General features: G+C 39.2%; 22 protein-coding genes and 2 tRNA genes. 11 read left to right on the top strand and 13 right to left on the bottom strand.

From position 1 onward, the window contains the following. Positions 1 to 624 precede the first annotated feature (624 nt). The 4 genes from ACFSKL_RS19630 to ACFSKL_RS19645 all read right to left on the bottom strand — a co-directional run bounded on the left by ACFSKL_RS19630 (position 625) and on the right by ACFSKL_RS19645 (position 3,432). Positions 625 to 945: a 2Fe-2S iron-sulfur cluster-binding protein gene (locus ACFSKL_RS19630; RefSeq protein WP_376888583.1), complete on the bottom strand. Its 321-nt coding sequence runs from the start codon at positions 943 to 945 to the stop codon at positions 625 to 627. A gap of 15 nt (positions 946 to 960) precedes the next feature. Then, entirely contained in the window at positions 961 to 1,965 is a 1,005-nt protein-coding gene (locus ACFSKL_RS19635; protein WP_376888585.1) for an NAD(P)/FAD-dependent oxidoreductase, read from the bottom strand. A gap of 95 nt (positions 1,966 to 2,060) precedes the next feature. Next, complete coding sequence (locus ACFSKL_RS19640; RefSeq protein WP_376888587.1) at positions 2,061 to 2,492, bottom strand: MarR family winged helix-turn-helix transcriptional regulator; 432 nt, start codon at positions 2,490 to 2,492, stop codon at positions 2,061 to 2,063. A gap of 82 nt (positions 2,493 to 2,574) precedes the next feature. Continuing rightward, positions 2,575 to 3,432, bottom strand: a complete 858-nt coding sequence (locus tag ACFSKL_RS19645; protein WP_376888589.1) for a toxin-antitoxin system YwqK family antitoxin — start codon at positions 3,430 to 3,432, stop codon at positions 2,575 to 2,577. Positions 3,433 to 3,566: 134 nt separating this feature from the next. On the opposite strand from ACFSKL_RS19645, the gene ACFSKL_RS19650 reads away from it, so the two are divergent. Then, entirely contained in the window at positions 3,567 to 4,769 is a 1,203-nt protein-coding gene (locus ACFSKL_RS19650) for a pyridoxal phosphate-dependent aminotransferase (RefSeq protein ID WP_376888591.1), read from the top strand. 52 nt (positions 4,770 to 4,821) lie between these two features. Here ACFSKL_RS19650 and ACFSKL_RS19655 read toward each other — a convergent pair whose 3' ends face one another. Both ACFSKL_RS19655 and ACFSKL_RS19660 read right to left on the bottom strand, forming a co-directional pair. Then, positions 4,822 to 5,889 (bottom strand): glycosyltransferase family 8 protein, encoded by a 1,068-nt coding sequence (locus tag ACFSKL_RS19655; protein ID WP_376888593.1) that lies wholly within the window; start codon positions 5,887 to 5,889, stop codon positions 4,822 to 4,824. 68 nt (positions 5,890 to 5,957) lie between these two features. Then, positions 5,958 to 6,707: a glycosyltransferase family 2 protein gene (locus ACFSKL_RS19660; RefSeq protein WP_376888595.1), complete on the bottom strand. Its 750-nt coding sequence runs from the start codon at positions 6,705 to 6,707 to the stop codon at positions 5,958 to 5,960. Positions 6,708 to 6,731: 24 nt separating this feature from the next. Between ACFSKL_RS19660 and ACFSKL_RS19665 the strand changes: the two genes are divergently transcribed. Next, positions 6,732 to 7,529, top strand: coding sequence for a glycosyltransferase family 32 protein (locus ACFSKL_RS19665; protein ID WP_376888597.1), 798 nt, complete (start codon positions 6,732 to 6,734; stop codon positions 7,527 to 7,529). 246 nt (positions 7,530 to 7,775) lie between these two features. Here the strand turns inward: ACFSKL_RS19665 and ACFSKL_RS19670 are convergent, their stop codons facing one another. The 4 genes from ACFSKL_RS19670 to ACFSKL_RS19685 form a co-directional block, all read right to left on the bottom strand. Further along, on the bottom strand, positions 7,776 to 9,014 hold the full coding sequence (locus tag ACFSKL_RS19670; protein WP_376888599.1) for a glycosyltransferase: 1,239 nt from the start codon (positions 9,012 to 9,014) through the stop codon (positions 7,776 to 7,778). A gap of 136 nt (positions 9,015 to 9,150) precedes the next feature. Beyond that, complete coding sequence (locus ACFSKL_RS19675; RefSeq protein WP_376888601.1) at positions 9,151 to 10,404, bottom strand: glycosyltransferase; 1,254 nt, start codon at positions 10,402 to 10,404, stop codon at positions 9,151 to 9,153. Positions 10,405 to 10,450: 46 nt separating this feature from the next. Continuing rightward, positions 10,451 to 11,467 carry a glycosyltransferase family 9 protein gene (locus ACFSKL_RS19680; RefSeq protein WP_376888602.1) on the bottom strand — a complete coding sequence of 339 codons (1,017 nt, stop codon included), beginning with the start codon at positions 11,465 to 11,467 and terminating at the stop codon, positions 10,451 to 10,453. A 6-nt stretch (positions 11,468 to 11,473) separates the two neighbouring features. Continuing rightward, positions 11,474 to 12,079 (bottom strand): DUF4254 domain-containing protein, encoded by a 606-nt coding sequence (locus tag ACFSKL_RS19685; protein ID WP_376888604.1) that lies wholly within the window; start codon positions 12,077 to 12,079, stop codon positions 11,474 to 11,476. A 794-nt stretch (positions 12,080 to 12,873) separates the two neighbouring features. Between ACFSKL_RS19685 and ACFSKL_RS19690 the strand changes: the two genes are divergently transcribed. The 5 genes from ACFSKL_RS19690 to ACFSKL_RS19710 all read left to right on the top strand — a co-directional run bounded on the left by ACFSKL_RS19690 (position 12,874) and on the right by ACFSKL_RS19710 (position 17,768). Further along, positions 12,874 to 13,917 (top strand): DUF4421 domain-containing protein, encoded by a 1,044-nt coding sequence (locus ACFSKL_RS19690; protein ID WP_376888605.1) that lies wholly within the window; start codon positions 12,874 to 12,876, stop codon positions 13,915 to 13,917. 114 nt (positions 13,918 to 14,031) lie between these two features. Beyond that, a complete protein-coding gene (gene amaB, locus ACFSKL_RS19695) occupies positions 14,032 to 15,576 on the top strand; it encodes an L-piperidine-6-carboxylate dehydrogenase (RefSeq protein WP_376888607.1) in 1,545 nt (514 codons plus the stop codon). Between the two features lie 169 nt (positions 15,577 to 15,745). Next, positions 15,746 to 15,820: transfer RNA gene (locus tag ACFSKL_RS19700), tRNA-Val, on the top strand. Positions 15,821 to 15,933: 113 nt separating this feature from the next. Continuing rightward, positions 15,934 to 16,008, top strand: a tRNA-Val gene (locus ACFSKL_RS19705). Between the two features lie 752 nt (positions 16,009 to 16,760). Continuing rightward, complete coding sequence (locus tag ACFSKL_RS19710) at positions 16,761 to 17,768, top strand: acyloxyacyl hydrolase (protein ID WP_376888609.1); 1,008 nt, start codon at positions 16,761 to 16,763, stop codon at positions 17,766 to 17,768. Between the two features lie 481 nt (positions 17,769 to 18,249). Here the strand turns inward: ACFSKL_RS19710 and ACFSKL_RS19715 are convergent, their stop codons facing one another. After that, entirely contained in the window at positions 18,250 to 20,106 is a 1,857-nt protein-coding gene (locus tag ACFSKL_RS19715) for a TonB-dependent receptor plug domain-containing protein (RefSeq protein WP_376888610.1), read from the bottom strand. A 171-nt stretch (positions 20,107 to 20,277) separates the two neighbouring features. Between ACFSKL_RS19715 and ACFSKL_RS19720 the strand changes: the two genes are divergently transcribed. Further along, a complete protein-coding gene (locus ACFSKL_RS19720; protein WP_376888611.1) occupies positions 20,278 to 22,236 on the top strand; it encodes a M1 family metallopeptidase in 1,959 nt (652 codons plus the stop codon). Between the two features lie 103 nt (positions 22,237 to 22,339). On the opposite strand, the gene ACFSKL_RS19725 is transcribed toward ACFSKL_RS19720, so the two are convergent. Both ACFSKL_RS19725 and ACFSKL_RS19730 read right to left on the bottom strand, forming a co-directional pair. Next, positions 22,340 to 22,738, bottom strand: coding sequence for a VOC family protein (locus ACFSKL_RS19725; RefSeq protein WP_376888612.1), 399 nt, complete (start codon positions 22,736 to 22,738; stop codon positions 22,340 to 22,342). 187 nt (positions 22,739 to 22,925) lie between these two features. Continuing rightward, complete coding sequence (locus ACFSKL_RS19730) at positions 22,926 to 24,569, bottom strand: S41 family peptidase (RefSeq protein ID WP_376888614.1); 1,644 nt, start codon at positions 24,567 to 24,569, stop codon at positions 22,926 to 22,928. A 155-nt stretch (positions 24,570 to 24,724) separates the two neighbouring features. Here ACFSKL_RS19730 and ACFSKL_RS19735 point away from each other — a divergent pair, with 155 nt between their 5' ends. The 3 genes from ACFSKL_RS19735 to def are packed head-to-tail and all read left to right on the top strand — an operon-like array spanning position 24,725 to position 26,447. After that, complete coding sequence (locus ACFSKL_RS19735; RefSeq protein ID WP_376888616.1) at positions 24,725 to 25,483, top strand: hemerythrin HHE cation-binding protein; 759 nt, start codon at positions 24,725 to 24,727, stop codon at positions 25,481 to 25,483. Further along, on the top strand, positions 25,483 to 25,896 hold the full coding sequence (gene ruvX / locus ACFSKL_RS19740) for a Holliday junction resolvase RuvX (RefSeq protein ID WP_376888618.1): 414 nt from the start codon (positions 25,483 to 25,485) through the stop codon (positions 25,894 to 25,896). Before ACFSKL_RS19735 ends, ruvX begins: the two co-directional genes overlap by 1 nt. Further along, entirely contained in the window at positions 25,893 to 26,447 is a 555-nt protein-coding gene (def, locus tag ACFSKL_RS19745; protein WP_376888619.1) for a peptide deformylase, read from the top strand. The genes ruvX and def overlap by 4 nt, the downstream gene beginning before the upstream one ends. Positions 26,448 to 26,498 lie beyond the last annotated feature (51 nt).

A 26,498-nucleotide genomic window follows, 5' to 3' on the forward strand; every position in this document is an offset into this window, starting at 1 on the left:
ATAGATGCGTGGCAATCCTAAAAGTATAGCGGATAGACTTGTGGCGGAAACCTTCGAGGTTTTTTGAAACATCAAAGGTTTGGTTAGAATCAATCTCTCGCCAAATATGCAGCGACCATTCTTAATGTGCCAAAATCGTATTTTCCCGGGTGCTTCTCCCTTATGGTAGCAAGCTCTCCATTTTCTATCTCTAAAAGAACCGATATTTCTTTTACCAATTCTTTGGACAGATGATTGAAAGCATCAACATTCTTAGTTTGGGTAACTTCCTACCTTTTCCACCCTGAGCCGTGACGGATAAGCTCCACGAAAGACAGACAGGCGCAGCGCACGGGAGGAGAGCGAGTCCCATCAGGATCGCCGTCACATTATACCAAGGCCAGTCCCGATATCCTTCCGGACTGGCTTTTTTTACGTTTGGGGGCATGTAGGGTCAAAATCCTTCGCCGATGGAAAAAGCGTCTTGGCTAGCTAATTGGAATAGAAGGATTCAAGATCCGGAAAAAGGAGTTATTGAATTGTTGGGTGGATACGTCTGTGTTATGTAATGAAAAATTGGAGATGTATCTAAACCTCAATTGGATCAAGTAAAAAAAAGGAGGTCAAATCTCGACCTCCTTAATGCTAATTATCTTCACCTCTGAGCTTGATGACAGCTCCTTCTAAAAGAGGACTAATCCTTACTTGGCATGCAAGCCTACTTGCCGGAAAATACTCTGGAAGGTTTTCCAATTGGTCGAGCTCCACATCTGTGGCATCTCCCAATGAATCTTGCCCTTCTAAAACTTCGACATGACAGGTGGCACATAATGCCATCCCACCGCATGTCGCAAGAACAGGATATTCAGAAGCTTTCAGGATTTCCATTAAACTCAAGCCCATGTCATCTGGAGCTTCGATTGCTTGGCGATTGCCTTGGTGATCTTCTACTGTAAATGTTACCATGGTGCAAAGATAAAATTAAAATGCATTTACACCATTGACGGTAGTGTATTTGAAACTCAATTTTTGATCTGGATATACATATTTGAATGCAGAGTGCATCATGATAGCTGCTTCATGGAAACCACAAAGTATAAGCTTCAGTTTTCCGGGATAAGTATTGATATCTCCAATGGCATAGATTCTTTCCACTCCAGTTGAGTAGTCAGTAGTATCTACTTCGATTGCATTTTTGTCTATGCTCAATCCCCAATCTGCAATTGGTCCCAGCTTTGGACTAAGACCAAAAAGAGGGATCAGGTAATCAGCATCTATCTTGATTTCTTCTTTGCTTTTGCTTTCGAGCACTACACTATTCAATACACCATTTCCTCCGACTTGTTTCAGGTTGGCAGATAGGATAAGGTCTATTTTTCCATTGTTGGCCATATCGAATACTTTTGCAGCCGAGTCTGGCGCTCCTCTGAAAGTTTCATTACGGTGGACAAGGGTAACTCTTTCCGCCACATCAGACAAGAAAATAGCCCAATCCAAAGCAGAATCTCCACCGCCTGCCAATACCACTTTTTTATCCCTGAAAGTTTCTGGGTTTTTGACCATATATGTGATCCCCTTGCCTTCGAAATTCTCTAAGTTTTCTAGTACGGGTTTCCTAGGCTCAAAACAACCAAGACCACCTGCTATCACTATCACTTGTGCATGTACCTGGGTCTTGTCACTGGTGGTTACAATAAATGATCCGTCATCTTGTTTTGCAAGGTGATCGACCCTTTCCCCCAAGGTAAATGTAGGATGGAATGGCTTGATTTGCTCCATCAAATTGTCTACAAGTTCCTGTGCCTTTACCTCTGGGTATCCAGGGATGTCATATATTGGTTTTTGCGGATAAATCTCCGAAAGCTGACCTCCTACTTGAGGCAAAGCATCAATCAAGTGACACCTCATTTTTAATAGTCCTGCTTCAAAAACAGCAAATAGACCAACTGGTCCTGCTCCGATTATGCAAATGTCAGTATTAATCATCTTTCTATTTGTTTATTGGTAAAACCAATGTGAATTCAATTTGTTCGTACAAATATAATTAGTATAACAACTATATTAAACCTTATTGGATTTTTCTATTCAAGATTGTTGTAAATAGTGTTCAATATCCTTTTGAACTCTTCAAAATCCTTAGTGTCAAGATTTTCCCATGCCTTTTCGCGAATGGAAGCTACCTGTGGTTTGAGGGAGTTTACTTTTTCAGCTCCCAGGATAGTCAGGTGTAATTGAAAACTCCTCCTGTCCTGTGGATGGGGCACCCTTTCAACATAACCTTTTTTAGAAAGAATATCTATGATTCTTGTCAACGTAGGGTGGTCTTTGAATACCAATTGCGCAAGTTCAGTCTGACTCAGCAATTCATTTTCTGAAAGGTTTTTCAATACCAACCACTGATCTACGGTGATGTCAAATTCACCCAAGTTAAACTTTTGCTGCGCATATTGTTTGACTTTTCTGGCCGTTCGGTCTAGTAGAAATGAGTATTTACTAAATTGTTCTTGTGTCATACCAATTGTTAGTGTGACAAATATATGAAAAAAAATAAAGCAAAATTAAATAACCTATAAAAATTATAGGGTTAATGGTAAATTAATTTGAAGCAAGGTTTCTGTAGATCAAATTTCCGTCTTTGTCCCATTCGGCGCGGATGTAGGGTCGGAAGTTTTTTGAGAAAGGTTCATTTTGATATTGGATTTCTCTTTTTCTGGTTGCGGTTGTGTTTTTCGTGTCCCAATACTCGGTCCAGAGGCCAACTTTTTCACCATATTTGTATTCACCGATCACTGCAGCTTGACCATTTTGGTAGAAATGATAGAAATTACCTTCGTTTAAATCATACTCTACAGGTGTGATTTTTTCGATTACCTTATTATTATCATCATAATATGTGGTTCTGGAGTCTTTTGGCCAGCCTTCGTAATAATGCCCTTTGTCAATCAGAATGCTTTTGGCATCAAAACTTAACCATGTTCCATGTTTGGTGCCAAAATAAAACATCCCCTTCTCTACGACCGTTTCATTTAGGTATTTTTCATAAGGACCATGTAGCAAAACCCCTTTTGTAGGATCGAAATCTTTGGAACGAATCATTTTGTCTTTTTGATCATACCAATAAATGTCTCTGATATAAGGATCTACTGTCCTCTGTTCTGAAGTATAATTGAAAATTGTATGCTGTACTTGGTCTCTTAGCATTTGCCTTGTCCTGCCCTTTCTGGTTTTTTCACCAAAGTAGATGTTTTTTCTCTCTTTCTTTTTCTGTTTTTTCTTTTTCTCTTTTTTGGATTGTTCGTCAAAAAGCAAAAGTGGGGATGTCGTAGGAAGCAATTTGTCACTTACAATACCAGATGAGTCCGGATCACTGAGTTTTTCATCGGTCTTTTTCTGGGCAAGCGCACTTAGATGGCAGGCTGTGAGTAAGATTAAAAGTATTTTGATCGATTTCATCTGATTGTTTAACGTACGGAGAATACTAATATTGGGTACTAAATTTACTAATTCACAATCAAATCTCAGTTATGTTTAGAATTAAAGATTCAAATCTTTAATTTTGACAAAATTTAAAAAAAACAACCACTAGAATGAATTCAATCCTATCAGACCGAATTAACCAAATGGAAGAGTCAGCAACGCTGGCAATGGCAAAAAAAGCGAGAGAGCTCAAAGGCCAAGGAATAGATATTATCAGTTTGAGCCTTGGGGAGCCAGACTTTAAGACTCCCAAGCATATTCAGGAAGCAGCCAAATCCGCAATTGATGAAGGTAAGTACTTCGCTTATTCACCTGTAGCCGGATATCAAGACCTTAGGGAGGCAATTGCAAAGAAATTACGTGAAGAAAATCAAATAGCAGATGCCAAAGCCGAAAATATTGTAGTTTCCACAGGAGCCAAGCATTCTATTGCCAATATATTTATGTGCATGCTGAATGAGGGTGATGAAGTGGTGATCTTCTCTCCATATTGGGTTTCGTATGCAGAGATCATCAAGTTGGCAGGAGGTGTTCCTGTGTTGATAGAAGGGACTTTGGAGAATAATTTCAAGGCTACAGCAGCTCAATTGAAAGATGCGATAACGGACAAGACAAAAGCAGTGATTTATTCATCCCCTTGCAATCCTACAGGATCTGTGTTTAGCAAAGAGGAACTGGAAGCGATCGCCGAAGTAGTGAAAGCTGAAGAGGATTTGTATGTGATTGCGGATGAAATATATGAATTGATCAATTTTACAGGGAAACACGCAAGCATAGCATCATTCCCGGGGATGTTTGACAGGACGATCACCGTAAATGGTTTCTCAAAGGGATATGCCATGACTGGTTGGAGAGTAGGGTATATTTGTGCGCCATTGTTTATTGCAAAAGCATGTGAAAAAATGCAGGGGCAGTTTACTTCTGGAGGTACAGGTATTGCGCAAAGGGCAGCTTTGGCAGCAATCTCCGGTGATCAGCAACCATCGAAAGAAATGGCAGCAGCCTATCTGGGAAGAAGGGAATTGGTGTTGGGATTGTTGAGGGAAATTCCGGGGATCAAAACACATGTTCCGGAAGGTGCGTTTTACTTTTTCCCAGATGTATCTTCGTTTTTTGGAAAAAGTGCTGATGGGCATAGCATAAAGAGTGCGGACGATCTTTGTCTTTACCTATTGGAAAAAGCAAATGTATCTTTGGTAACGGGAGCTGCATTTGGAGCTGAAAATTGTGTAAGATTGTCATATGCTGCTTCAGATGAAGAATTGAAAGAAGCTTTGAAAAGAATGAAAGAGGCTTTAGGTAAGTTAGCCTAATTGATTTTGTGATTTGAGGTGCATAGAGAAGCTATTTCTTTATGCACCTTTTTTATTCACAGATATAGCTGCGTATTGTAACCCGGAAGTTGGGCAATATCTTTCTGTTCTTATGTCTCTTCCTTGCTTCAGTATTTGTGGACTTTTGGAAGAAAGAAATGCTACGTTTTAATTTTTCTTTGCCTATAAATATTTTTAATGATAGCTGCTCACGTAGCGGGATTGTGTATTTACGTTTCTTCTTACGGCTTTCATATTTTAATTTAAATTCAGAATTTGCTTCAATTTTATGGTTGGGGAAATGTTGTTGTATAAATGATTTGTATTCATCGTGCAATTTCCCCGCAAATCCATGAGCTGTATTCCAAGGTTTTAGCTCACCTACAAAATGCAGGATCTTTGGTTCGAACTCTTCTAAAAATGGTATGGTTGTGTCAATTAGCTGATAATTGAACAAAAATGATAAAGAGCTGATTTCGTTATAGAGAACAGTGTTGATCAATGTTTGGTCGTGTCTTACCAATTTTTCCAGATTATTTTCAGCATAGCCCATTAACTGATTCAAATAGCCGATTTCCAGTAATCTAGTTGTATTAAACAGTATGACACCAGCATTGCTGTATTGATGGTTGACGGCAGCATAGTGATCCAAATAGCTGTTGTGGAATTTAAGGCCGGATTTGCGTTCTATTTCAGAGATGTCCACCGCCATGACCAGCCCCGTATTCTCCTTATGATTATCCATTAAAGATGATATACATGATGTTTTCACATACACATCCGCGTCCAAATAGAGAATTTGTTCGTAAGTATTCCCAAAAATGGCTGGCAAGAAAATCTTGTAATAGGTAGCCATCGAAAGTCTGCCAACGGGAAGGTTTAGAATGTGTGAATAGTCGATGGCACAATATCGTATATTTGGATTTTGTTCCTTTGGGAGACTTTCTGTGTGGGGGATGCAGATGACGATATCAAAGTCTCTATGCTCCTCCTTTTCTAAAATTTGGTGGGCTACATAAGAGGCATATGGAAGAAAACCCCTATCTACACAGAAGGCAACTGCTCTTTGGTACTGTGAAGGCTTTGAGCTGTTTTTGATCGTTGGGATTGGGTAAGTCATTAGTTGGTTTTTATTTTCAAAAATGTAGCAAAACACATGCTAACAAGTAGGTTTTCTGTGATAGTGAATTATTTTTTTTCGCGCTGAGCTTCCAAAATCTTCGCATATTTCATATAAGAGAAAAAAGACTGGATTAGTGAAAATGTCACCCCATCTATGCCATGAAGAACGCCTTTTTTAAAAAAATAGGCTTTGAAAAAAGCTGCAACACCATGAAATACAGGGGAAAATGATTTTGCACGCTTCCCTTGATTAACAAATTCATTTACTTGCCAATCTGTATATTGGTTTTTTTTTGCGATTAGATGGTGAAAACTGTCCCATGCATAGTGAACCAAATGCATTTTTGATTTTAACATGTTGGTAGCTATCACATGTTGATGGACTATCTGTGAAGAAGGGCTTGCTGTTTTTTTGTTGAAAAATCGGCAAGCATTACTTGGATACCAGTCCGCATAATTTATTTCTTTATCCTTCAAGAAATTTCTTCTTCTAAAACTATATGCGTCGTAAGGTAGGTTTAGATATTCTTTGCTTCTTAAAAAGTGATAGGAATCGGTATCCAAAAATTCGTCTGCATCGAGATTTAGGATCCAGTCATTTCCACAAAACTGGAGGCCAAAAATTCGTTGGGGTCCATCACCTAAAAAATCCTGGGATATTACTTTAGCCCCTAATGATTCAGCGATATATACGGTATTGTCTTTACTATTTGAATCGATAATAATGACTTCATCACATACTTCCTGCAAACCTTTGATACATTTTTCGATATGTTTCTCTTCGTTGAACGTAATAACAAGTCCACTAATACCCATTTTATTTATTCTAATTTTCTATCTTTGAACGCAAAGATAACTAAATTAGAAAGTAAATCGATGATTCCTAAAATTATTCATTTTTGTTGGTATGGTAAGGGCGAATACAGTGAGACGATAAAGAAATGTATCAATTCTTGGGAGACTCTTTTGCCGGAATATGAAATAAGAAAGTGGGATGAATCAAACACCCCCTTTGATAGGATGCCGTTTTTGGAAATTTTGTATAAGCAAAAGCGCTGGGCATTTATTGCAGACTACGTACGCCTTTATGCAATTTTTAAATATGGTGGGGTTTATCTTGATACAGATGTAGAAGTAATCAAACCTTTTGGGAGTTTAATGGATGAAAGTGCTTTTATAGCATTTCAGACAGAAATAGGGCTGTCTAAGTATCCATTTAACACGGCTGTAATTGGGTGTGAGAAAGGCAATGCTTTTGTAGAAGCATGCCTAAAAGAAACGGAAAAATTGCAACGGATGAAGTACCACCCTATGGCTGCTCCAAATGTTTCTTCTTCTGTTCTTCTTGGTAAGTATAAGATAAACACCTATAAAACGCAACGTGCAGAGCATGTTTTGGTGTTGACCAAAGATTATTTTTATCCCTTCTCATGGACTGAAGAATATACTGATGATTGCCTGACGTATAATACAGTCACGATACATTGGTGGGAGGATTCTTGGGGGAATAGAGAAAAGGATTTCGCTTATTATTGGAGATCGATCACTCGGAAAATAGAACGTACCCCGCTAATCATCAAATCACATGTTGCATATTGGTTGAAAAAGGAAGAAGATTTCTTTCACTTTGAAAAGTGAATTGTGATCATTGAAACACTGTTATCTCTTCAATCTTTTTCAAAACCAATTTTGCACTTACCGATTTGATTGTTTCCAAGCCATCGCAATTCTTCAAATGACAAAATGATTCTCCAGCGTTGGCACTGAAGGGTTTCCTCTTTTGGTGTAGGCTATTTCCCTGGTACTTCAGGCCAATTATAGTTTGAAATCGGATGTGATGTTTTAACAATTTCTCTCCTTTTATTTACGAAAAGAGAGGGTTAGTTAATAAGGAGAGGATTCTATCAAGGCGCGTAGTTTCCCCATAATTTTATCCCAGTCATAATTTGCTTTGACATAGTTTTGGGCTTTGGTTGCAATTGCCTTTGGATCCTCTATTCTGTATAGCATGAAATCCAATTTTTTGATAAAATCAGATTTTGAAATATAATATTGGCAAGCAAAATCGCTTTTGATACAATGTTCCTTCATCACATCGCATTTGCCGTTTACCAGCGAGGGTTTCCCAAGTGTCATGGCTTCCAATAGTAGCAAAGACAAGCTCTCTTTGTCCGATGGGTTGATGACTAATCTGGCATTTTTGATTAAGGCTGTCTTTTCTGCTTCAGTAACAAATCCAGTGTAGATTATGTCAGGGTCTTCAGTTTTTTCCATAAACAGCCTGCCTGTCAATACAAGTTTTATATCTGATTTTTTGTTTCTTTTGTATTCTTGAAACCACTCGATCGATTTGCCTATTTTCTCCGGAGCGATTCTTCCAAAATACAAGATGTAGTTTTCCGGAAGGTTGAATTTTTCGATTATAAGTTCTTTTGACTCAGGTTCTGCAACTTCTACCCCAACGGCTATTATGCTGGATGGGGACATTGATTTCCCAAAGACATTTTCACAGAGCTTTCGTTCTTCTTCTGTATTGAATGCAATATGTCCGACATTTGTGAAAAAATGTGTTTGTATAGACCTAAACAGTTCTCGTTCATTATGTGCGGTAGGAATCAGTATACATTTTTTCGGCAACATTTCACCAACAAAAAATGTGGCAGGATTAGGAAAGTAAAAAAGGATGATGGATTTGTAACTGCTTTCATTTTCCCGCATGTAATTCAACAGTGCAGGAGAATAGAAGCCATTAGCCTTCAGTACCTCTTTTTCTTTTTCCAAGCCTATATTCCATTTGGGAAATACGGAGGCAATTGACCGCAAAACCCCCATTCTATATAAGTTCCTTCTGATTTTCCTCCCTAATTTACTTGATCGCAAAAGTTTGTAATAAAATTCTTTGTCAAAAGGTTCGGATTTGAATCTTCTGACATTTACTTGGTTTATTACTTCCACACCTTCCTGATAGTAAGGTTGGAATGTAGTGTAGCTAATGAAGGTCGAAGTCAATACGTCAACTTCGTATGATGATGTTAATCTCTCAGCAAGCATCTTGCAGTGAGTTTCTGCTCCTCCATTCACTTCGTTGCCATATTGACAAACGATAAAACATATTTTTTCCATTTAAGCTAGATTCAAGTCACAAATGCAACTTTTTTTTTATTTAATAATAATTTTTCAATCACAAACATATAATTATTGTATTTGTGAGGTTTTGTAGGATGGGGATAGTACTTCAGTCAAAAAGGAACAGGATTAATTAATTCGGAGTTGATTCTATCAGTGTTCTTAGTTTTCCTAATATTGTATTCCAGTCATAATGTTTTTTGACATAATCTTGCGCCTTGGTAGCAATAGCTTTTGGGTCTTCAATTTTGTAAAGCATAAAATCCAATTTTTGGAGAAAATCAGACTTTGAAACATAATATTGACAGGCAAAGCCACTTTTGATACAATGTTGCTTCATTACATCACATTTACCATTTACGAGCACAGGTTTTCCAAGTGTCATGGCTTCCAAAAGGAGCAAAGACAAGCTTTCTCTCTCCGATGGATTGATGACAAATCGAGCATTTTCGATCAAAGCTATCTTTTCTGCTTCAGTGACAAAGCCAGTGTAGATTATATCGGGGTCATCGTTTTTCTCCATAAATAACCGGCCTGTTAGTACAAGTTTCACATCTGATCTTTTGTTTCTCTTGTATGCCAAAAACCATTCGGTCAATTTGCCCATTTTTTCCGGACTGATTCTTCCAAAATACAAGATGTAGTTTTCCGGTAAATTGAATTTTTCGAATATGTGCTCTTTTGATTCAGCTTCTGCAATTTCCACACCAACGGCCACAATGCTTGAAGGTGACATTGATTTTCCAAATATATTCTCACAAAGTTTTTGCTCTTCTATGGTGTTGAATGCGATATGTCTGATACTTGTGAATAAATGTGTATGCAAAGATCTGAACAGTTCACCATCATGATGTGCAGTGGGGATAGAGATGCATTTTTCAGGAAACATTTCGCCGACGAAGAAAGTGTTTGGGTTTGAGCTAGAAAAAAGAATTATGCTTTTGTAATCATTTGCATTTTTCTTCACAAACCCCACGAGATCAGAAGAATAGAATCCATGTGCTTTGAGTACTTCTTTTTCGCTTTCGATGCTCAAATCCCATTTTGGGATAAAATTGGCGATCAGTCTTAAGATTCCAGTTCTAAAGAACATTCTTCTCGTCTTTCGGCCTAATTTGCTCGATTTTGCTATTTTATCGTAGAATACCCTGTCGAAAGGGGTTGATTCAAATCTCCTTACATTTACTTGATTGATAATTTCTAAACCTACTTGATAGTATGGCTGGAATGTATTGTAATTTATGACGGTGGAAGTCAATACGTCAACATGGTAGTATGGGGTTAATCTTTCGGCAAGCATCTTGCAGTGTATTTCTGCTCCTCCATTGACTTCATTGCCATACTGGCATACTACGAGACATATTTTTTCCTTATGATGCAAAGCCACTTATAAAATATTGTTTAAATTCATTGAAGGTGTTTTGAAAATTATGTTAACCTAACACTTCTTCTATTTTTTTTGTAACCATCTCCACAGTAACCAATTCAATCGCTTCTACACCATCACAAAGACATGGTTTGTTGCCATAAATTGAGCTTGGACGTGCAGGATGTTCGACCTGAATACAATCGTCCATTGACTGTCCATATCCAAGAAAACCAGCATATGGATGGGTTGCCCCCCAAATCGAAAGGCACCTTGTTCCAACAAGTGATGCCATATGCATGCCAGAACTATCCATACTGATCATGACGTCTAAATTGGCAATAATGTCCAGCTCTTCAGAAAGAAAATGCTTGCCTATAGTGTTTGTGGTCTTTGGATATTGTTTTGCCCACTTTTCACAGATTGATTTTTCCTCTTCACTTCCTCCAAATAGAAAAATGTGATAGTTTTTTTCGCAAAGATCACGTATGGTTTCCTCCATTTTGATTATTGGAAACACTTTGTATTTGTGTTTGGCAAATGGTGCTATCCCTATTTTTTTGTCATTCGAATTGAATATGTGGATGAGATTCCTTGGAATCTTTCTATCCACTTTGTTTAACTGATGACTTAGAGTGAAATTATACCCCAATTTGCGGAAAACTTCCCCATAGCACTCAGTGACGGGATCCAATGGTCTTAAAATCTTGTTTTCCCTCCGAGTCAATAGCTTCTTTTGTTTTCTTCTTTTGTCCAAGATGCTAACTTGATAGTTTGATGCCTTAAACAAAAAAACCAAAAATAGACTTCGGAGGTTGTTGTGCAAGTCGGCTATTTCGGTAGGCTTATACTTTTTCAATTCCCTAAATAGTCGAATGAGTCCAATTATGCCTTTGTGCTTGATTTTCGGATCCATGACATGAAAACGAACCCTTGGGATGTCGACAAAAAAAGGAGCAAACTGTACTCGGGAAACAAATATGATTTCTACATCTTTTTGCTGTACAACAAATTCTTTTAAAACTGAAGCTACCATCGCTACGTCGCCCATGGCAGAAAAGCGGGTCACTATTATGCGCTTCATTCCTAATTATTTCTGAACTCCGTAAAGAACCGGATTCGTAGCTGGATCATTGTACATTTTCATCTGCTTGTACACCTTCATATATTTTTTCCCCTTGGCGATATCGTCAAGCAATTCATCTATACTTTGCGAAAGGTCATGTCTTTGCTCCACTAGAATATCCAATTTTGCTTGGCATGTCTCGTGATGAGACTTGGGGACATCCTTTCGGAATGTCTCCTGTTCCATATGGAAAATCTTTAAAGCCAAAATTGAAAGGCGGTCTATAGCCCAGGCGGGGCTTTCACTGTTGATTTTTGCTTCCGGTAAGGGGGTGACGCCTGAAAATTTCTGTAAGTAATAGCTGTCAATGTATTCTACCGTGTCAGTGCGTACCTGGTTTTGCCGGTCGATTCTTCTCTTCCAGTACAATCCATCTTTGGGGTCTATTTGTGGATTCCTTACCAAGTCTTCCATGTGCCATTGGGCAGTGTCAATCCAGCATTTCATATAGAGCAGGTGTTCTAATGTTTCTGGGCTGTAGGGGTTGTTTATTGGCGTGTCAATTTGATCGGTAATATGATAATCTTTAATCGCACTTTGGAAAATTTTATTTGCAGTTGCACTAATCATGAAACAAAAATAGATATAGTTAGTCTATAATACAAACCTGGAGCTTCCAGTAGATTTTATCAAAGCTTATTGGTTTTTGACGCCAACGCAAAAAGTAAGAGGAAATGGAGTACTGTAGTTCAATGCTGTAGCAAAAGGGAAAATGTGCAGTTTGATGCGGAAGGAAAATATTGTGTTTTGTTAAGCTCTAATACAGAGCGGGATTCAATGTTGAGGCTTTGGTATTGTTTGAATTTTATGATGTTTGGAATGTTTAAAATATAATTAAACCAATAAATAATTATTTATTGTTGCTGACGATAGTTTATTTTTTTTGAATGTCTCTTTTTGATTAATGGGTGATAGTTTTAATGTAGTTCTAAGGGTTGTTAGTTTTTATTTATATTAATTATTGATAAACAAATGTTTATTATGCCAATTGAGCCTTATTTAAATGCAAAGTTGAGGTTGCAGCTCTCTGATAAGCGGTTTGTTATGATGGCAATCCAGTGATTGTTTCCAGTCGGTTGGATAATCGGAATACTGCTTGTGTTACTATTTTTATAAAATATCTAAAAATACCATGAGGAAAAATTTTGATGTTTAAGAAAAACTTATGTATATTTGTCAAGGGTGATTAAGCAACTTTTTCTGCTCTAAATTTTTGATATAGCATAGGAGATGAAGGTTATTTTGAGAATAGCTTTTGCTAGTCTTTATCTCAAAATATAAAATCCTGCTTCGGCAGGATTTTTTTTGTTTAGCTTACCTGTATTAAATTGATATCTTTAATATTCGTTCCAAATCAATTTGTAGTGAGAGATTTTATAAACAGAAAACTAAAGATCATAGGGATTCTTGTTTTTGCTAATTGTATAGGGATGGGTGAGGTATGGTCCCAGGATGGTTTGGATACTGCCTATTATGTAGCCTTTCCGGATCAGTTGACCACTAGGATTTACACTTCCAGAAAATACACTTCATTCAATGTGAAAGATAGGGTAAGTGGCCAAAGCATTCGGTTTGAGCCAAACTCTACCATGAATCTTGGTTTGGGCGCTACCTATAATGGGCTCACTCTGAATGTGGCTTATGGTTTTGGTTTCTTAAACCCCGAAAAGGGTACGGGCGAGTCTAAGTATTTGGACCTTCAGGCACATGCGTATCCCAAAGATTTGGTTATTGACCTTTTTTTGCAGTTTTACAAAGGTTATTATGCTGATCTGAGTGATTATTCAAATTACTCAGAACCTTTTTTGATTTTGCCTGACATGAAGGTTAGGAAGATAGGGACTAATGTGCAGTATCTATTCAATGGGGATAAAATCTCCCTAAGGGCGGCGTTTCTCCAAAGTGAATGGCAAAAACGGTCTGCCGGTAGCCCTCTTGTGGGGTTTGAGGTGTATGGTGGGTTGGTGGAAAATGATGACACCGTCTTTCCTTTGGACTTTCTCGGGTCAAATGGCAGGGAGTTTAATTCCTCTCGGTATTTCCAATTGGGGCCTAATTTGGGATATACCCATACCTTTGTGGTTTTAAAGCATTTTTTTATCACTGGCTATGCATCGACCAATCTTAGTTTTGGACATCAAAATTTATTTTTTGCCAATGGATCAGAGAGGAGGTGGAATGTCAGCTCCAACTTATTCCTCCGTGGCTTTGTCGGGTATAACTCTGAAAAGTGGTCGGTAAATGCCAATTATGTACACAATAGGGTCAACTTGACTAGAAACGCAGATTTTGACAATACTTTGATGACGGGCAATTACCGGATCAACTTTGTGTATAGGATCCCGCCTGGCCCCCGGTTGAAGCCCTATCTGGATGCTTTGGATTTGAAAAGGATCTTATTGAGGTAAGGTTCTATGGGCTTGTCTTCCGGTGTTCCCTGTATAAAGTTTGAAAAACTATAAATTGGCAAATTCATTTTCATTATTTTTACTCACATTGAAAGAATATAAAACCAAATATATATGTCAGAAAAATATGGAATTGGCCAGGCTTTAAAAAATCTTGGGATTGTGCCTGAAAATAGTGGGACTTGTACTGGGAGTAATTGGATAGATACAGATGAAGGGTATTTGGCGTCTTTTTCCCCAGCAGATGGGCAGTTGATTGCAAAAGTACAGTTGACAAATAGGGATTCATATGAGTTGGTGGTTCGGCAGGCGCAGGAGGCTTTTTTGCAATGGAGGTCTGTGCCGGCACCACAGCGGGGTGAAGTAGTTCGTCAGATAGGGAATGCTTTGAGGGATGTGAAATCTGATTTGGGGAAGTTGGTTTCTTATGAGATGGGGAAATCCTACCAGGAAGGTTTGGGTGAGGTTCAGGAAATGATTGATATCTGTGATTTTGCAGTTGGCTTATCAAGGCAGCTTTATGGGTTGACTATGCATTCAGAGAGACCAAGCCATAGGATGTATGAGCAATGGCATCCGATAGGGATTGTGGGTGTGATTTCTGCCTTTAATTTCCCGGTGGCTGTGTGGTCGTGGAATAGTATGATAGCGTTGGTTTGTGGGGATGTGTGTGTTTGGAAACCTTCGGAAAAGGCTCCATTGTCCGCAGTGGCATGTCAGCATATCATTGCGAAGGTTCTGAAGGAAAATGGTCTTCCTGAAGGTATTTCTTCTTTGGTGATCGGTGATTATAGGGTAGGTGAATTTTTGTCCCATGATTCCCGGATTCCATTGGTTTCTGCTACCGGTTCTACCCGTATGGGGAAATTGGTAGGCCAGGCTGTAGGCGGGAGGTTGGGAAGATCCTTGCTTGAGTTGGGTGGGAATAATGCTATTATTGTTTCTGAAAATGCCGATTTGGAGATTGCTATCAGGGGGGCGTTGTTTGGCGCTGTAGGAACAGCCGGGCAAAGGTGTACATCTACCAGGAGATTGATTATTCATGAATCTGTATATGAAGAAGTCAAGTCAAGGCTGGTTGCTGCGTATGGGAAACTGGTTATAGGTAACCCGTTGGATGAAAAGAACCATGTAGGGCCATTGATAGATGAAGAGGCTGTGAAAACGTACCTTGATGCAATTGGAAAAGTGAAAAAGGAAGGCGGAAGAGAGCTTGTCCCGGGTGGGGTGTTGGCAGGTGAAGGGTATGAGTCTGGTTGTTATGTAAGGCCTTGTATAATCGAAGCAGAAAACCACTACAGTATGGTTCAGCACGAAACTTTTGCGCCTATATTATATTTGATGAAGTATTCGTCTTTAGAGGAAGCCATTGCTTTCCAAAATGGTGTGCCGCAGGGCTTGTCTTCGGCAATCATGACTTTGAATATGCGTGAGGCTGAGCTGTTTTTGTCGGCAGCAGGATCTGATTGTGGTATTGCCAATGTGAACATTGGGACTTCCGGGGCGGAGATAGGAGGGGCTTTTGGAGGTGAAAAAGAAACTGGTGGGGGTAGGGAATCTGGTTCTGATTCGTGGAAAGCTTATATGAGACGTCAGACAAATACGATCAACTACAGCAATGCATTGCCTCTTGCCCAAGGGATAAAGTTTGATATATAATTAAAACTTAAATTCGTCCATGAGTCATATCTTATGGACGAATTTTTAAGGGCTGAAATAATTTCAGTTTCATTATCAGAAAGTTAGTGTTTTGTTTTATAAAATTTTTAAATTAAAATTTGTACGGATAAAATTTAAAATTACCTTTGCATTCCATTCAGGGAAGAATGGGAGTTTAGCTCAGTTGGTTCAGAGCATCTGCCTTACAAGCAGAGGGTCGGGGGTTCGAATCCCTCAACTCCCACAAAGATTGAAATAATGTTCTTTATGGAGGGTAGCTCAGTTGGTTCAGAGCATTCCGATTACCATCGGAAGAGTCGGGGAAGGAAAGATTAAGATATTTAAGTTATAAATATTGGGAGTTTAGCTCAGTTGGTTCAGAGCATCTGCCTTACAAGCAGAGGGTCGGGGGTTCGAATCCCTCAACTCCCACAGCAAGCCTCAGCAGAGGCTTTTTTTGTTTATGGCTTGTTAGTTCAGTTGGTTCAGGGCATTCCGATTTCAACCGGAAGGTCGGGGGTTCGAATTCCTCAACTCCCACAGCAAGCCTTGTACAAAGGCTTATTTTAATTATGGCTTGTTGCTTTTACATATTATGTATATCCACTTTCTTACCAGTAGCCATTTAAATAATGTATCCACATTGTTTTCAGGGCAAGTTGACTGTCAACCGTCGACACTCGTGCGCCGTGGCGTAGTTGACAATTATCCCCATGATTACATATGCATAATTTAACTACTGGTGCCATTGCGGATAATCATATTGCAGATTTTACATTGAGTATATAGTTCACCTCCTAAATTTCAACTAAATCAGAACATTTTTTTTTCATTTGAGTACATACTGATTATAAAATCAAAGGGAGGGTCTTAAGAGGATATTAAATTGTAATAGCCTTCTTTTGTATTCACAAATTGAGATCCTTTTAAGAGGTTAAAAAAAAATCAAAATTTGGGTTGTCCAGATGATTAAAAAGTGTCACTAGAACTTGTGGTTTTTGTACATGCATACAAAGCTGTTCTACATATGAATCTATTTGACACAATCATTTGAGCTAGGTAATTGGGAGGGGTGTTATTATAATAATTTTATTTACATGATTAGGGATTGTTTCTTGCGGGTAATTGTTCTTGGAGTTGCATTGTTTGTGGCAAATCAAACCAAGGGTCAAAGTTATTTCCAAATGAGTAAATCATTGGGAAGTACAATCGTGCATAATTCAGAGGTGAGTCCTGTGAAAGGTTATCCAAGGTTCTATAAGTTTGATTATTTTTCAAGACTAAACACTAAAGAGTACCATGATCATATGAACAATCCAATAGCAGGTGTAAGTTTCACCTATTTGGATCATGATAATGCCTTGGTAGGGAGATCTTACGCTATCAGCGGTTTTCTTCAGCCGATTATAAAGGCTTGGGGGAGGAGTGAAGTTTCATATAAAGTATCTTTGGGTTTGGCTTATGTAGAAAACCCATTTGATCCGGTGAAAAATGATCTTCAAAAAGCAATTGGTTCAAATGTGAATTATTTTGTTGAAGCCCAACTGGTGTATAATTATTCACTCACGGATAAATTGGGGTTGAGTACTCATGCAGGACTTACACACATCAGCAATGCTGCGCGAAGGTTACCCAATTCTGGTCTTAACATTGTTTTTGCTGGGTTTGGAATGAATTATCAAATTGCAGAGGAAAATCCAAAAGCTTTTGAAAAAGTGAACCAAAAGATGCTAGATTATAAATTGGGTAAGATAAATCATGCAATCTATTTGAGATCCGGTGTGAAAAGTATAAGGGCTTTGGATTTTGCTGTTTTTCCGGCATACGGTATTAATTATACCTCATCATTTAGATATTCGCCTATAGGGTCTTGGACGGCTGGCTTAGATTTGGATTATAATGTAGGTTATATTAGAGAAAGGCAGGCAAGAGTAGATGAATTTGGCCAAATAGGGTCATTTGATCGATGGAGAACCGGTTTTGCAGTTGGTCATGACCTTCATATGAACAAACTTGTCTTCTTGACCCAATTTGCAACTTATTTGAAAAGGCCAGACGAAACACACAAACTTTTTTATCAAAGATACGGCCTGAAGTATCATTTGTCATCAAGCTGGCTAGTGGCAGCCACACTGAAAGCCCATGGGGGTAGGGCAGATTATATGGAATGGACGCTTGGTTATATATTCTGATAAAGTCTCAAATTTTCAAACATATAAGATGAAAAAATCCGCATCATGTTGATTTTAGCTATGATTTTCTATTAGAAAGAAACAAAAGACATAATTATGCACCTTCAAGTCTAATAACCTGAGTTCGACTATTCTCACTTTGTCAACCTGCCTGCCGGCAGGCAGGAACGGTTTTAAATGGTGAGAACTACGAAAAGAAGGTGCGCACTTTTTTATGAAGTAATATTGGGATATTGCGGATTGAAAAAGTGAAGCAGATTACCGTTTAAAACCGAATAGTCGGCTCAGTAAATAAAAACACCCATTTACTGCGTTAAATTTCTGAGCGATAGCTTAGGCTATCCCTCAAAAATTTGCCTTGTAACTGGATATTTTTATTGATTTTGACTTTGTGATAACAATCGAACTCAGGTTAATAAATAACCCCGGATTTTTATCTGATTTTCTACATCAAATCCCAATAAAAATCCGGGGTTAGTTTTTACTGAAATAGATTTAGGCTAATTCCAGCCCTAAACCACCTTCCCGGCATCTGGACAAAGCCTGCTTCAACATAGTCCGAGTTGGAAATATTTGATGCTTCGGCAAACAGGCCAAAGGTTTTCAGTCTATTGTAGTCTATTCTGGCATCCAGTAAGAAATAGGGATCCAAAGCCATGCGCTCAACATACCTTGCTTTGATGTTTGTCTCAAAATTGCCTAGGAATTCTGATCTGATTCCCGCAATAGCTTGGTGACGCAAAGCGCTCAAGGTATTTCTTGATTCCAATCCCGGAGCTTGATTTAGATTGGCATCAATATAATTGTAGCTTACAGAGACTTCTGTAAGTTTGAAGTTTTTCCCTCCTAGTTTCAGGATGTATTGTAGGCCTGCTTCAATCCCCTGAAAAGTAACTTCGGAAATATTTCTTGGGGTCCACTGGTTTGGGTTGGGTGTGATGTCACTTGGTTCCCTGTTCCAGTCGATCAGGTTTTTGGTGAACCTGTTGAAGTATACTAGTTCAAGCCTCAGACCTTTATTGTTGAATTTGTAGCCGAACTCAAAACTTTGTGCTTCCTCTGGTACGAGGTCAGGGTTTGATAGGTTGCTAGGGTCTTGGTAATATAGATCCGTGAAGGAAGGTATTCTATAGCTTGCCCCATAATTGGTGTATAGTCTTGAACTGTTGTTGATTTGGTAACCCAATTCAGCTCCGGGGAAATGCTTCCACCCGTATTCGTTGTAATAATTGGAATATACACCAGCCCTGAAATCAAAATCCTCCAAGAACTCTATTCTGTGTTCTGCAAATACCCCAAGAAAAGACCTTTTTCTTTCACCCAAATTGTTGCTGTCAATGCTCTCCTGTCTGCCTTCTATTCCCAGACCTGTCGTTCCAAGATTGGATTCATAGCGTCCATTGGCTTCCAATGCCAAAACATCGGATACGTGATTGTTGGTGAAAAAAGCAGGCTCATTTCTCCTCAACCTAAATTCATCCGTGTTTCTTCTCCAATATGCCCTTGTTTGGATGTTGAGGTTTTCGTGGTTATATGTGTGGCTAAGAGATGCCAAAAATGTCTGTACACTTTCCCATTGGTCTGGGAAACTATTGGTGTAGAATCCATTTGCCCCAAATGATCGGTCTGTGTACCCTATCATGGTTCTGACTTCGTTTTTGTCGTTCAGGTCCAATCCACCCTCATAGAATACATTGCTTACTTTGTAATCTGAATTGTACCAGTGCCCGTTGGAGGCATCATGGGAAACAGATAGTGTTTGTCTGTATTTTCCAAATGGTAGGTTTACCGGCAAAGAGGAGACCGCACTGATGCCTTTCATGCCAAAATCCCCTCCGTAGGCTTGGATGTTTAGCGTCTTGGTTTCTGGTAGTGTGGTTACGATATTGATAGCTCCTGCATAGGCATTTTGTCCATAGATTCTTGAAGCGGGGCCTTTCATGACTTCGATTCGTTGGATGGCTTGCAGTGGGATTGGGATGTTCATGATGTGATGGCCTGTTTGCGGATCAGTCATTTTTATGCCGTTGATCAGCATCAATGTTTGCTCGAAGCCTCCACCACGGATACCTATATCACTTTGGACTCCTGATACGCCTCTTTGTCTCACATCTACTCCCGGGGTGAAAGACAGCACTTCTTGTATGCTTCTGGCAGGGGTCGTTTCTATATCTTTTCTACTGATGATAGATACATTTCTTGATACTTTGTTGAATGGGATTTCAATCCTGTTTTCCTTGATGATAATTTCTCCAAGATCCACAGTAGTAGTGTCTTGGTTCGCTTTGATATTGTTTGACAGCAAAATCAAAGCAGGAATAAGTAGTGTTTTTTTCATAGTATTGATTTAAAATCACGAGGCAAATAACCTTCTAAATAATTCTAAATGCAAATTTCCGTCGTTTTTGGAGCGTAATAATGGTTGGGTTTCTCTTATAAAAAAATCAGTTTTTTGTTAGCTTTTGTTTCAGTATTTTAGCCAAATCATTTAATTATATATTTATAAAGTATGACACATAGAGTTAAAAGATTTTTTCTTTTATTTCTTGGATTGGTTGCCGTGATGCAACTTGAAGCCCAGCAGGTAAAAGACAATAAAGATGCTGCCTTTACGGAGTTTGGCTACAGGCAGGGAACTGCCTACAGGTCAGCTACCGGTAAACCCGGTCCAAGTTATTGGCAAAACAAATCGGATTATGTTATCAATGTTGAGCTAGACGAAGAAAACCATTCCGTGAAGGGTTCTTGGACAATGACCTATACCAACAACAGCCCTGAATCCTTGGATTTCATTTGGCTCTTTTTGGAGCAAAATAGGTTCACGGAAGAGTCCCGGGGAACATTGACAACCCCTGTGCAGGGTAACAGGTATAGCGGGGATATTACTGGAGGCTACGATATTGCAAACTTAAAAGCACAAGTTTCCGGTAAAAACAAGCCTGTAAGCAATGAGTACCTGGTGTCGGACACGAGGATGCAGGTGTTTTTTGCAGAACCGATTCCTGCCAACGGTGGTGTGGCTACAGTTTCCATGGACTTTGAATACGCTATTCCTACCAAAGGGATGGATAGGATGGGAAGGCTGGATGTGAAAGATGGGACAATCTACGCCATGGCCCAATGGTATCCTAGGGTAGCGGTGCTTGACGATGTGACTGGATGGAATACAGACCCTTATTTAGGTGCTGGTGAGTTTTATTTGGGATATGGGGATTTTGATTACAAAGTGACAGTACCTTTTGATCATATTGTAGTAGGATCGGGAGAATTGCAAAACCCAAACCAGGTCTTGACCAAAGAGCAGCAGAATAGAATGAAGCGTGCTGCTGACAGCGAAGAGAGGGTCTATGTCATCCATCCGGATGAAGTAGGGGATTATGCGAATACCAGACCTAAACAAGAGGGAAAACAGACTTGGCATTTTAAAATGAATAACAGCAGGGATATAGCATTTGCTTCATCCAAAGCTTTTATTTGGGATGCGGTTGGCATCAATCTTCCAAGTGGAAAAAGAATCATCGCCCAATCAGTCTATCCTAAAGAAAGTGATGGGGAAGAAGCATGGGGAAGATCAACAGAGTATAGCAAGGCTTCTATCGAGCATTATTCAGAAATGTGGTATGAATACCCTTATCCCGTAGCCGTCAATGTAGCTGCGGATATTGGAGGAATGGAATATCCAGGCTTGAGTTTCTGTAGCTACAAATCGAAAGGTGAGTCCCTATGGGGTGTGACCGACCATGAGTTTGGGCACAATTGGTTCCCTATGGTCGTTGGGACAAATGAAAGAAGACATGCGTGGATGGATGAAGGCTTCAATACTTTCATCAATTATTATAGCTATCTGGCATTCAATGATGGTGAATATACCAATGATTTGATTCAGACCAGAAAGTATCTTGGATGGTTGACAAATGAAAACAGGGAGCCTATTGCGACGCATGCTGACAGAACCCAAACCAACAACCTTGGTATGGTGGCGTATATGAAACCAGCATTGGGTTTGATTATGCTGAGAGAGTATGTGTTAGGCCATGAAAGGTTTGACAAAGCTTTCCGCTCATATATCAAAACTTGGGCATACAAACATCCGCAGCCAAGCGATTTTTTCAACCATATGGAAAATGTTTCTGGCGAAAATTTGGATTGGTTTTGGAAAGGCTGGTTCTATAGCAATGCAAATATTGACCTTGCGGTAGATGGAGTTTATCCATATGGAGCCAATTACATTGTGGTGTTCTCCAACAAAGGGGATTTGCCAATGCCTGTGAACTTTGAAGTCACTTATGAGGATGGGGAAAAGGAAAGAAGATCAATTCCTGTGGAAGTTTGGTTCAAAGGGGATACATGGCAACATCTTTTGAAAGTAGATAAGAAAGTGGTCAAAATAGAAATTGACCCTGACAAGGTAATCACAGATGTGAATGCCGGGAATGATGTTTGGCCTTCTGCTATTTATCAAAAATAGTCAATGGGGTTTCAAAAAAAAGAGGAGGGCTTTCAAAAAGTCCTCCTCTTTTTTTTTGGATACTTATCACTACTGTAAGGGAATATGGCGTTTAATCAAGATTTTAATATTCATCATTGATTTCTATCCAATATCCATCTGGATCTGTGAGGTAGATTTGTTGGATTCCATCTGGGCGGATATTGATTTTCCCTTTTTCGCCCGGCCAATCTTCGAAGGAAACCTGATGGCTATCCAGGTTTTTGATGAAATCATCCATATCAGGGATGCTAAAGCAAAGGTGGTTGATTTTGTTGATGGTGACAGGTGTCCAAACATCTTCGATGATGTGAAGTTGGACATTGTTCCCAATATCAAACCAGGCATGTAGGCCATCCTTGAAAGGCTCTTCGATTTCTTTGAATTTCAGTACATCTCTATAAAAATCCGCACTTCGTTGCAAATCACTGACATATACGGCAATGTGGGTTATTTTTACTTGGGCTTGAGAATTTTGACTCATGATGATTAAGCTTAGTGTGATACAAATTAGTATTGATTTCATGGGGTCTTTGAGTTATGGTCCACTAAGTTAGCAGAATATGGATAAAGGGAATAATGTCGATGATTGAAATCCGATTTTGGGTGATTGGGGAAAACAAAAGGGAAGCCATTTACGTGGCTTCCCTTTTGGTCTTTATCAAGGCTGACTATTCTTCTTCCAAGTTGCCTGATAGTGCTAGTTTTTCAGCTTCTCCAAATAGCTTGATAGCTTGTAGGTAAATCTCATTGATGTCATTGATGACTTTATAGTATGCATTGTCATCGAAAATGTTTCTACCCATATTGGCTTTGACAAGTACCTTTAGGTACTCTTTTGATTTATTGAAATCCTTTTCGTCAAATTTAACTTTATTTCTTTCCCCTATTTTGATCAGACCTTGCAGCATTTCGTCTGAGACTTGGTATTTGCTATAATAGTCTTCAAAACTCATCCCTTCGAACTTCTTCTTGTTTTTGTCTAAATAGTCTAAGACAAATTCCCTTGCAGAGTCAGAATTGAATAGCCTGTTGACATAAGAACTTGACATGGTCGTATCCCAAGGAACAAAGAAATCAGGCATGATACCTCCACCTCCATACACAGCCCTACCAGACTTTGTTTCATATTTGAGGCTGTCATTGAACTTGATACTGTCGGCAGAGAAAAACTCTCCGTGTTCAAATCTTTTTATCCAGTCTAAGCTGTATTCTTCCTCGTTGTCACCATAGGGCTTCTGGATAGATCTGCCTGAAGGAGTGAAATACCTTGCGATGGTCAAGCGTAATTCTGCTCCATCTGAAAGCGGTATAGGCATCTGGACCAATCCTTTTCCGAATGACCTTCTACCGACGATAAGTCCCCTGTCATTGTCTTGCAGTGCGCCGGCAACAATTTCAGAAGCTGATGCACTTCCTTCGTTGATCAATACGATCACCGAGCCTTCTTCAAAATCCCCCTGCTTTACAGCATATGCTTTTTGGTTGAATTTACTAGTTTTTCCCTCTTGGGATACGATCACGGCGTTGTTGCCCAGGATTTCGTCAGCTATACTGATTGCTGCCCCCATATATCCGCCAGGATTGCTTTGAAGGTCAAGGACTAGTTTCGTCATTCCCTGCTCTTTCAGCTCGGATACTGCGTTTTTGAATTCTTCATAAGTGGTGGCGGCGAACCTAGTCACCTTTATGTATCCCACTTCTTCATTGATCATGTAAGAAGCATTGATGGAATATTGTGGGATTTTATCTCTGACGATGTCAAACCTAATGAGGTCTTTTTCCGATTTTCTTTTGATATCCACTTCCACTACACTTCCACTAGGACCTCTCAACAGACCGAAAACATCATTGTTGGTAATGCCTGTGCCTGCTACTGTCTTTCCGTCGACTTTGATGATCTGATCTCCTGATTGGATTCCAAGTTTCTCTGAAGGACCACCAGTCAATGGTGCTACCACATAGATCGTGTCCCTGATAATTCCAAATTCCACTCCGATTCCATCAAAATTCCCTTCAAGCTGCGATTTTGCCAATGCAGCATCCTTTGCGGGGATATAGCTAGAGTGTGGGTCAAGTTTTTCCAACATTTTCTCAATCCCGAATTCTACCAATTCATTGGTGTTGACGCTGTCTACATAATCTCTATTGATGTAAGTAACGATTTCCTGAAGCTTATAGAGTGCAGCTTTCAGGTCGTTTCTGTCTGTTTTTGGTTCGGCAAAAGTAGCGCCTATCCAAACACCCGCCGCGATTGCTAGGGCGATAATGATTGGGAGACGTACTTGTGCTTTTGTGTTTTTTATTTCGCTCACGATTTCCTCGGGTTATCTTTGATTTATAATATTGGAAATTCTTCAAATATACTACATAACTGAAATTTTATGCAATTCGTTTTTATAAACGCAATAAATTCAATTTAGATAAAGAATTTGGGCAATTTCTCTTAAAATGCTTTACTTTTGTCTATATGTTGAATCCAAAAGATATACAAAAGTCACGAATTAAAGAACTTGTCTCTGACAATTATGTGTTCGCGGCAGTTCTACATTATTTTGGGATCAATTTTTATCAATATGAAGAGAATTCCCTCCAAGAAGTGTGCAGGAAATTCAAGGTCAACCCAGACCATTTGGTCGAGGAATTGGAAGTATGGGCCAACAGAAAGGAACCCAAGTCGGAAGAATTGTATTTTCATCCGATAGAAGTGTTGGTGGCTTATTTGAAGAAAAAGCATTATTTCTTTGTAAGACAGGAGTTGCCATTTTTGTCAAATATGGTGTCGGGAATTGTCAGGGAGGATGAATATGCAGGCGTATTGGCTGATTTGAGGATTATGTTTCCATTGTTTGTGGAGGATTTTATCCACCACATACATGAGGAGGAAAATAGGGTTTTCAAGAGAATTCAGCTGCTTCAGGAGATAGAGGCAGGTGGGTTTAGGTTGAATGACGCATTGATCATTTTGGAAGAAAGTCCAATCATATCTTTGGCACATGCCCACGAAGACCATGATGATGAGATGGTCGGGATTAGAAAGCTGACCTCGGATTACAGGTTGCCCAAAAATGCCCCCTTGAGTATGAAGATCCTTTACAATGAGCTCCAGAATTTTGAAAATGAATTGGTCATACATGCCAAGATAGAAGACGAGTTGCTTTTTCCCAAGGCTGTGGAGTTGGAACGGGAAGTGGTCCGGAAAGTGAGAAAACAAATCAAAAGTAATTAATGGGAAGAGTAATAGCGATTGATTTGGGAACCAAAAGAACAGGCTTGGCAGTTACAGACATGCTAAAGATCACAGCAAATCCATTGGAGACCATAGAGACTTCCAAGCTGGTGGACTTTCTAAGCAAATATTTCCAAGCAGAAGAAGTAGACACTATCGTGTTGGGATATCCAAAATCTTTGGACGGTTCTGACAATGAGATGACGCCAAGGGTTATCAGCCTAAAAGACAGGCTGGGAAAAGTATTTCCAAATAAAGAGATTGTTCTTGTAGACGAAAGGTTTACTTCAAAAATGGCCATGCAGAGCATGATAGCCATGGGGAGCAAGAAAAAAGACAGAAGAGAAAAAGCGGGGAACTTAGATAAAATCAGTGCCGCCATTATATTACAATCCTATTTACAACAATTATGATTTATCCGATAGTAGCATACGGAAATCCAATACTTAAAAAAGAAGCAGAAGAGATTCATGAAGGTGATGATGTCTCGACATTGATCAAAGACATGTTCAGTACGATGGATCATGCTAGCGGCGTAGGTTTGGCAGCTCCCCAAATCAACCAAGGGGTCAGGTTATTTGTGATAGACAGTACCTTGATGCTTGATGAAGAAGATGAGGAGCAGGGGATCCGTAGGGCATTTATCAATCCCATCATCTTGGATGAATATGGTGACAGTTATGGTTTTGAGGAAGGCTGTTTGAGTATACCTGAGGTGAGGGCTGAGATCATCAGACCTGAAAAACTGACCATAGAATACTTTGACGAAAATTGGAACCTAAAGGAAGAAGAGTTTTCAGGGATGACTGCGAGGGTAATCCAGCATGAATATGACCATTTGGAAGGGATTCTATTTATCGATTATTTGAAGGGTTTGAAGAAAAGAATGGTTCAAAGCAAGTTGATTGAAGTAAGTAAGGGAAAAATTTCAACTGATTATAGAATGATCTATCCTTTGAGATAAATCTACACCAACAGAGGGTTCCCACTGTTGGTTTTTTTATGGGTTCTCGAA

Source organism: Belliella marina (assembly GCF_042682445.1).
GTDB lineage: Bacteria > Bacteroidota > Bacteroidia > Cytophagales > Cyclobacteriaceae > Belliella > Belliella marina.

Excerpts from the sequence above, each read along its gene's own strand:
- ACFSKL_RS19630 (WP_376888583.1), bottom strand. The coding sequence starts at position 945 with ATGGTAACATTTACAGTAGAAGATCACCAAGGCAATCGCCAAGCAATC.
- ACFSKL_RS19635 (WP_376888585.1), bottom strand. The coding sequence starts at position 1,965 with ATGATTAATACTGACATTTGCATAATCGGAGCAGGACCAGTTGGTCTA.
- ACFSKL_RS19640 (WP_376888587.1), bottom strand. The coding sequence starts at position 2,492 with ATGACACAAGAACAATTTAGTAAATACTCATTTCTACTAGACCGAACG.
- ACFSKL_RS19645 (WP_376888589.1), bottom strand. The coding sequence starts at position 3,432 with ATGAAATCGATCAAAATACTTTTAATCTTACTCACAGCCTGCCATCTA.
- ACFSKL_RS19650 (WP_376888591.1), top strand. The coding sequence starts at position 3,567 with ATGAATTCAATCCTATCAGACCGAATTAACCAAATGGAAGAGTCAGCA.
- ACFSKL_RS19655 (WP_376888593.1), bottom strand. The coding sequence starts at position 5,889 with ATGACTTACCCAATCCCAACGATCAAAAACAGCTCAAAGCCTTCACAG.
- ACFSKL_RS19660 (WP_376888595.1), bottom strand. The coding sequence starts at position 6,707 with ATGGGTATTAGTGGACTTGTTATTACGTTCAACGAAGAGAAACATATC.
- ACFSKL_RS19670 (WP_376888599.1), bottom strand. The coding sequence starts at position 9,014 with ATGGAAAAAATATGTTTTATCGTTTGTCAATATGGCAACGAAGTGAAT.
- ACFSKL_RS19680 (WP_376888602.1), bottom strand. The coding sequence starts at position 11,467 with ATGAAGCGCATAATAGTGACCCGCTTTTCTGCCATGGGCGACGTAGCG.
- ACFSKL_RS19685 (WP_376888604.1), bottom strand. The coding sequence starts at position 12,079 with ATGATTAGTGCAACTGCAAATAAAATTTTCCAAAGTGCGATTAAAGAT.
- amaB (WP_376888607.1), top strand. The coding sequence starts at position 14,032 with ATGTCAGAAAAATATGGAATTGGCCAGGCTTTAAAAAATCTTGGGATT.
- ACFSKL_RS19710 (WP_376888609.1), top strand. The coding sequence starts at position 16,761 with ATGAGTAAATCATTGGGAAGTACAATCGTGCATAATTCAGAGGTGAGT.
- ACFSKL_RS19715 (WP_376888610.1), bottom strand. The coding sequence starts at position 20,106 with ATGAAAAAAACACTACTTATTCCTGCTTTGATTTTGCTGTCAAACAAT.
- ACFSKL_RS19720 (WP_376888611.1), top strand. The coding sequence starts at position 20,278 with ATGACACATAGAGTTAAAAGATTTTTTCTTTTATTTCTTGGATTGGTT.
- ACFSKL_RS19725 (WP_376888612.1), bottom strand. The coding sequence starts at position 22,738 with ATGAGTCAAAATTCTCAAGCCCAAGTAAAAATAACCCACATTGCCGTA.
- ACFSKL_RS19735 (WP_376888616.1), top strand. The coding sequence starts at position 24,725 with ATGTTGAATCCAAAAGATATACAAAAGTCACGAATTAAAGAACTTGTC.
- ruvX (WP_376888618.1), top strand. The coding sequence starts at position 25,483 with ATGGGAAGAGTAATAGCGATTGATTTGGGAACCAAAAGAACAGGCTTG.
- def (WP_376888619.1), top strand. The coding sequence starts at position 25,893 with ATGATTTATCCGATAGTAGCATACGGAAATCCAATACTTAAAAAAGAA.